General features: G+C 55.8%; 9 protein-coding genes. 3 read left to right on the top strand and 6 right to left on the bottom strand.

The window, feature by feature from the left end; all coding sequences use genetic code 11:
- Positions 1-501 precede the first annotated feature (501 nt).
- Complete coding sequence (locus tag PGS25_RS13320; RefSeq protein ID WP_270419045.1) at positions 502-1,092, top strand: GerMN domain-containing protein; 591 nt, start codon at positions 502-504, stop codon at positions 1,090-1,092.
- Positions 1,093-1,136: 44 nt separating this feature from the next.
- On the opposite strand, the gene thiE is transcribed toward PGS25_RS13320, so the two are convergent.
- From thiE to PGS25_RS13295, 5 genes are all read right to left on the bottom strand, one after another.
- Complete coding sequence (gene thiE / locus PGS25_RS13315) at positions 1,137-1,769, bottom strand: thiamine phosphate synthase (protein WP_110437332.1); 633 nt, start codon at positions 1,767-1,769, stop codon at positions 1,137-1,139.
- A 21-nt stretch (positions 1,770-1,790) separates the two neighbouring features.
- Positions 1,791-2,345: a DUF6652 family protein gene (locus PGS25_RS13310; protein ID WP_270419044.1), complete on the bottom strand. Its 555-nt coding sequence runs from the start codon at positions 2,343-2,345 to the stop codon at positions 1,791-1,793.
- Between the two features lie 192 nt (positions 2,346-2,537).
- Entirely contained in the window at positions 2,538-3,260 is a 723-nt protein-coding gene (locus PGS25_RS13305) for a nitrilase-related carbon-nitrogen hydrolase (protein ID WP_270419043.1), read from the bottom strand.
- Positions 3,257-3,733 (bottom strand): YbaK/EbsC family protein, encoded by a 477-nt coding sequence (locus tag PGS25_RS13300; protein WP_270419042.1) that lies wholly within the window; start codon positions 3,731-3,733, stop codon positions 3,257-3,259. The genes PGS25_RS13305 and PGS25_RS13300 overlap by 4 nt, the downstream gene beginning before the upstream one ends.
- A gap of 5 nt (positions 3,734-3,738) precedes the next feature.
- A complete protein-coding gene (locus PGS25_RS13295; RefSeq protein ID WP_117492121.1) occupies positions 3,739-4,269 on the bottom strand; it encodes a DUF1836 domain-containing protein in 531 nt (176 codons plus the stop codon).
- Between the two features lie 196 nt (positions 4,270-4,465).
- Here PGS25_RS13295 and PGS25_RS13290 point away from each other — a divergent pair, with 196 nt between their 5' ends.
- Together PGS25_RS13290 and trhA are read left to right on the top strand one after the other, a co-directional pair.
- Entirely contained in the window at positions 4,466-5,431 is a 966-nt protein-coding gene (locus PGS25_RS13290; RefSeq protein ID WP_270419040.1) for a polysaccharide deacetylase family protein, read from the top strand.
- 146 nt (positions 5,432-5,577) lie between these two features.
- Entirely contained in the window at positions 5,578-6,231 is a 654-nt protein-coding gene (gene trhA, locus PGS25_RS13285; protein ID WP_110437338.1) for a PAQR family membrane homeostasis protein TrhA, read from the top strand.
- A 27-nt stretch (positions 6,232-6,258) separates the two neighbouring features.
- Here the strand turns inward: trhA and PGS25_RS13280 are convergent, their stop codons facing one another.
- Positions 6,259-6,411 (bottom strand): hypothetical protein, encoded by a 153-nt coding sequence (locus tag PGS25_RS13280; RefSeq protein ID WP_270419039.1) that lies wholly within the window; start codon positions 6,409-6,411, stop codon positions 6,259-6,261.

Here is a 6,411-nt window from a genome sequence, read left to right as displayed (position 1 = left end):
CAGGTTGAGAAAGACACGGAAGAAAAAATCCTCTGCCGTTCCCCTATTTCGCAGCGGTCACATGTAGGCAATCTGCGCCAGACTATCCAAGGGAAAGGGGTGATTCACAAGAGGGTGGAAACCGTAGGTGTCTACCCTCTTGTGCCCCCGCCGGGTAGGCGCACGCCCCGCTGAGGTTCAGCGAAAAAGACTGCCGCCCGGATAGGGTGAACCGCGTGCGCGGTTCAAGTACCCCGCTGGGTCTGTGCTGAAAAAAGCTGCCGCCCGGAAGGGGCGAACACGCTGACGCAGTTCGGGCACCCCGCTCAGCCGGTGCTGAAAAAAGCTGCCGCCCGGAAGGGGCGAACACGCTGACGCAGTTCGGGCACCCCGCTCAGCCGGTGCTGAAAAAAACTGCCGCCCAAACCGGGGCAAAAAGCCGCCGTTTGTTAACAGTATATCCCTTGTATTTTCCCGTCTGGCTTGGTACAATAAGCTTGTAAGAGAAAGGAGGCGTTTACAATGAAACGCTCAAAAGTTATTATAGCCGTAATTGCGATCATTGCAGTAGTCGCCGCAGCCTGTGTATATGGATATATCCGCAGCAAGCCCGCCGATGAGCCGGAAAAGCCTTCTGTTACCAAGCCGGAGAACCCGACCACGCCGGACGACAGCAATTCCGGCAAACCGTCCGATTCCAAGACCGATAAACCTGCCGTACAGCCGGAAAACCCCAATCCGAGCGGCACGGAGTCGGTCACGATCTACGTTCCGGATGAACAGGGTGAAACACTCACGCCGACCGGCGCAGACGCGAAGGACGACTCCGACCAGTCGCTCGTGGACGCACTCATCGCCGCAGGCTCGCTGCCCGATGGCGTCAAGGTGCAGTCCTCGTCACTCGAGAACGGCACGCTCACGCTCGACATGAATGCCGCCTTCGGCGAGGCGATCCGCGCCTCCGGCACCGCCGGTGAAACGCTCAAGATCTACGCACTGGTCAACACGTTCGCGCAGGCGCGCGGCGCAACCGCTGTGCTCATCACCGTGGACGGCAAGGTGCTCGAAAGCGGACACGAAGTCTACGATTACGCGATCGAGCCAAACAACTGACCCGCAAAAGAAAAGCTCCGAAACACCTGTTTCGGAGCTTTTTCTTACTTATTCATCATTTTCAGGAACTTTTCCTTGATATGCGCGGCAGCCGCGCACGGATCGTCCGCCTTCATGACAGCAGAGACCACGGCGATGCCCTTGATGGGGCTGTCAGCCAGCACGTCCATGTTATCCGCGTTCAGGCCGCCGATGGCAACCACCGGAATCGGGACCGCACGGCACACATCGTTCAGCACGGAGACCGGCGTAACCTTGGTGGTAACGTGGGTAGTCGTCGGGTAAATGGCGCCGGTGCCGAGGTAATCCGCGCCGTCGTTGTACGCGGCAACGGCTGCTTCGACCGTCTTGGCGGTCGCGCCAACGATCTTATCCGGGCCGAGCAGCCTGCGGCAGACCGCCACCGGCAGGTCGCTCGCGCCGACATGCACGCCGGCCGCATCGCAGGCAATGGCAACATCCACGCGGTCGTCGATGATGAGCGGCACGCTGTAGCGGTCGGTGACGGACTTGACCTGCTGCGCCAGCTCAAGGTAGCTGCGTCCGCCGGTGTCCTTCTCGCGGAGCTGAATGAGCGTTGCACCGCCCCTGCACGCCTCGTCCACCGCGCGGAGCAGGGTTTCGGTGGTGTGGTAGGTACTGTCCGTAATGACATATAATGTAGGATCAAACTGCATGATAATACTCCTTTTTTGAACTTATTGTGCCGTTTCGCATTCTTTTACCGTCTTACGAATGAAAAACAGGCTAATGACATCAACAACGTAAATAAACTGGGAAATGACCTGCCGGACTGCGGTTCCGGTGCCGATTGCACCCTGTTTCCGCGCATACAGGATGAGCGCAATGCAGTAGCCGGACGAGGCTATCATGGCAAACCAGGCAACCAGAATTTGTAAGAGCACGACCGGCAGCGTCATCGGGAAAATCAGCGTAAACATGCCGTAAATCATGCCGAAAAAGAAATTCAGCAGGAACATTGGAATCGCGATGCACTTCATTGCAATGATGCAGCGCCACAGCGTCTGCCGCACCGCCGGGTCGGACAGCCGCCTGTACATCACAGCAGCGCAAATCAGATTGCAGATTGCCAACGGCCCAATAAGCAGCCAGAACAGGAATAATCCCATCTGAAATATGTCCTTATCCGTTCCTTGCGCCACAAAAGCGCACAGAAATTCGCCTGCATACGACAGCGCCAGACCGACAAAGCAAACGATTTCGCAGATGCTAAAAAACTTTGCAGCCTTCATCCCCTCTCCCCTTTCACTTAAGGCAACACCGCACAATTAAAGCTGCGGCGCTTTGCGGAAATTTTGTGCCCTGACTTTGTTGCGATTTCACGGTAATACGTCAAGTATTACCGCAAAACCGCGCCTCGTCAGTGCGCAAAATTTACTCGCAAATCGCTCTTGTCCAATTATGCGGTATTGCCTTAATTTTCATCAATTTATTTTCACGATAAGCAAATCCTGTTCTTCCCCGAGTTCACCGAGCGCGGTGCCGTCCGGCTGAAACGCCATGCTGTGCCCGACGAATTTTCCGGGCGCATACTGGTCTGCGCCGAGCACGGTCAGGCCGTTCTCGATGGCTCGCGCGCACAGAAGGGTGCGCCAGTGCAGCAGCTTGTTCTCGCCCTGCACCCAGCCCGCCGGAACGAACAGCGTCTCGGCGCCGCGCGCCTTCTGCTCGGCAGCCAGCGCCGGAAACCGCAGCTCGAAGCAGGTAATGATACCCAGTTTTCCGGCGGGTGTCTCGATGGGCGAAAACGGCTTGTCCCCTGCCCGGCACTCATCGGATTCCCGATAGCCGAACGCATCGTACAAACGGTTCTTGCGGTGCGTTCCGCGCAGGCTGCCGCGGTCATCAAGAACCGCAATCGTGTTGTACGGCAGACCGTCCGTGCGCTCGTACATGCCTGCGGCAATCCACAGGCCGTATCTCCTGCAAAGCTCACCGAGCGCAATAATGAACGGGCCGTCACACGGCTCTGCGGCCTCGATATTTTTCGACCGTGCGTTCACTTTTGCGTAATACATGCTGTATTCCGGCAAAAACAGCATTTTTGCTCCATTTTCCGACGACATTTGTGCAAGGCGTTCTATTTCCCTGAGATTGGCATTTTTGTCCTCTCCGGCGCTGAACTGCCCGATGGCAACCGTGCTCACGCCTCTCTCCAGCCCTTGCAGATGTCCACCCATGCCTTGAAACCGGAGAATTTCTCCAGTTCTGGGATGGTGACCTCGATGGCTGAGTTGGACGAGCCGCACGCCGGGAATACCGTCTCGAACCGTCGGAGCGATTCATCGAGATAGACCGTCACGCCGCCATTCACGCCGAACGGGCACACACCGCCGACCGCATGACCGATCTCCGTCTCGACCTCCTCAAACGCGAGCATCCGCGCCTTGCAGCCGAACCGCGCCTTGTACTTCGGGTTGTCGATCTTGGTGTCGCCTGCCGCAACGATGAGGATCACGCCGTCATTCGTGCGGAACGACAGCGTTTTTGCGATGCGTGCCGGTTCGCAGTGGGCAGCTTCGGCGGCCAGCTCCACGGTCGCGCTGGACACCGGGAATTCGATCACGCGATCCTCTGCGCCGAACTGACGCAGATACGCTTTTGCTTTTTCGATGGACATGGATCTCAATCTCCTTCTGTCTGCTGCGGGATATCGTCGATCATGCTTTCGCACAGCCGACGTAAATAATTTGCAATTTCGCTGAGCGCAAGGCATGTGCACAGCCGCTCCTCCGGGTCGTCCGGCGTCTCGGGCAGCTGGGCAGTCAGCAGCGGCGGAATGGCTTCGCGCATGCGCTTCTTGTCCGCGAGCAAATGCTCGTAGCACGCCGCAAAGTCCACATCGTCCCGACCGGTCAGCGCCTTCACATCGTTTAAGCGCAGCGTCTGCTTCAAATGGTACACGCAGAGCAGCTGCATGATCTGCTGGCGCGTGTATTTTTTGCCCTTCACCGGCGTCATAAGCCCTTCCTTGACGTAGTTGTTGACCATGGTTTTTGTCAGCAGCTTGTCCTCCGGCGTGCGCTTGCTGCCTGATAAACACTGATCGAACAGCGTCAGCACCTGATCCATATACAGGTCAAGCTGCGGCACCTCGTCGGGCATGATATCGCGGTCGGCAAAGACCGCTTCTATGGTTTTCTCCAGCCGCGGCATGGCGTTCACCTCATCTTTTTACAAAATATTAACAACTGCGGTACCGAACGGAAACACGCAATTTTTCGTCTGTCCGTGCGGTCTGCAACGCTATTATTATAAGCCTTTTGCGCGCTTCACGCAAGAGTTATGCCGCTCGACAAACCCACTATATTATGGTATACTGAACGTACAATAAGCGGTAGGAGGCTTACATATGAAAAAATTCTGGCAACGCCTGGTCCTTTTCGGACTGACAGGTGCATTTTTTGTATCCTGTATCAGCTGCAGCGCGGCAAATACTGCCTCGAAGGTTCCGATTCTGATGTATCACAACCTGACGAACGACCCGTCCGCCGTGACGAGCATGACCATCACCGGCGAGCGGTTTCAGGAGGACATGGAATATCTGGAATACAACGGCTACACGCCGCTGCTCTCCTCGGATTTGATCGACATCCGAGCCGGAAGGGAGTCCATGCCCGAGCGGCCGGTCATGATCACCTTTGACGACGGTTATCGCTCCAATTACGATATTGCGTACCCGATTCTGCAGAAAACCGGCATGAAGGCCGTCATTGCACTGATCGGCAAAAGCATCCGCGCAAACGACAACACGGAAGCGAACCGCTTTTTCCTCAAGTGGGATGAGGCAGCCGAAATGGCCGACAGTGGTCTGGTAGAACTGGGTTCTCACACCTACAACCTGCACAACCCGCAGTACGGCGGACTGACCGCACCGGACGGCATCAACGGCATCCAGCGGCTGAAGGGCGAGTCGCAGGCGGCGTATAACAAGCGCGTCGGCGAGGACCTCAAGCAGAGCATCGACCTCATCACGCAAAATACCAGCCAGAAAAACGTGCTGTTTTTCGCATATCCGTTCGGCGCGCGCGATGCGTGGATGCAGCCGCTGCTGCAGAAAAACGGTATCCAGGTCAGCGTGCTGACCAACACCGGAACGGCGTCTATTCAGCGCAAATTGACCGATCTGCCGCGTTATCGCATCACGATGGACACCAAACTGAGCGATATTCTTCCGGCGAACCCGAACGCCTCGCACGATATTACCGTGCGGGCGCACATGCCGACCATGATCAAGAATGAGAAAATCCGGCAGGAAGTCGCCCGGCACCTTCCCGCACAGGAGAGAACCATAAAGATTCCGAAATCGTATACCTGATTTTTCAAGCACTGTCTTTGATTAACAAAGACGGTGCTTTTTTCATGGTGACAATTTGGAGAAAGCACTTGCAATTTTCGGAAAATGTGGTATCATAACAGATGTGATATAGTTTTTAACTCTACATAGCAAAAGGAGGAGTTTGTATGCCACGTGCATTTCTCAAGGCCCGCGAGCCGTTTTCCAGTTACTCTCATTTCATCGGTGCGGTGCTCAGCGGCGCCGGACTGTTCGTGCTGCTCGTGCGGCTGCTGTTCGATTCTTCCGTCACCGGCTCGCTGGCGGCGGCTGCCGTGGTGTTCTGCCTGTCGCTGATCGCGCTGTACTCCGCAAGCAGCGTGTACCATTTCTCCGGCCGCGGCGAAGCCGTCCTGCGGCGGCTGAAAAAACTCGACCACAGCATGATCTATGTGCTGATCGCGGGCAGCTATACGCCGATTATTCTCAAATTCATGCCTGCGCCGCGCAGCTATGTCTTTCTCGGCGTGATCTGGCTGATTGCGCTGACCGGCATTGCCATCAAGCTGCTGTGGATTGACGCGCCGCGTCTCATCGGCACCGCGCTGTACCTCGCGCTCGGTTGGGCGATTGCGTTTGATTTCGGGGTTGTGCTGTCCATGCCCGCGCCTGCCATTGCCCTGCTGGCTGCCGGAGGTCTGTCGTATACGGTCGGCGGCGTGATCTATATCGCCAAAAAGCCGAATTTAGGAAAAATGATCGGGTTTCATGAGCTGTTTCATCTGTTCGTAATCGTCGGCAGCGTTTGTCATTATCTGATGGTGTTTCTTTATGTACTATAACAAACGAGCCGTGAATCTTCATGTGATTCACGGCTCGTTTTTGTTTTCATCCGCACCCGGCAAACCATTTTTATTACTGCTATGGCGGAACACTCCATAATTCGGATACTTTATCCACGGATAATCCGGCTCTGTACCATAACTATTCCGTATATATTTTTCTAACTCCGTTCGATTCAT

Source organism: Butyricicoccus sp. AM78-15b2TA (assembly GCF_027665985.1).
GTDB lineage: Bacteria > Bacillota > Clostridia > Oscillospirales > Butyricicoccaceae > Agathobaculum > Agathobaculum butyriciproducens.
This window is presented reverse-complemented; position numbering and strand designations above follow the sequence as displayed.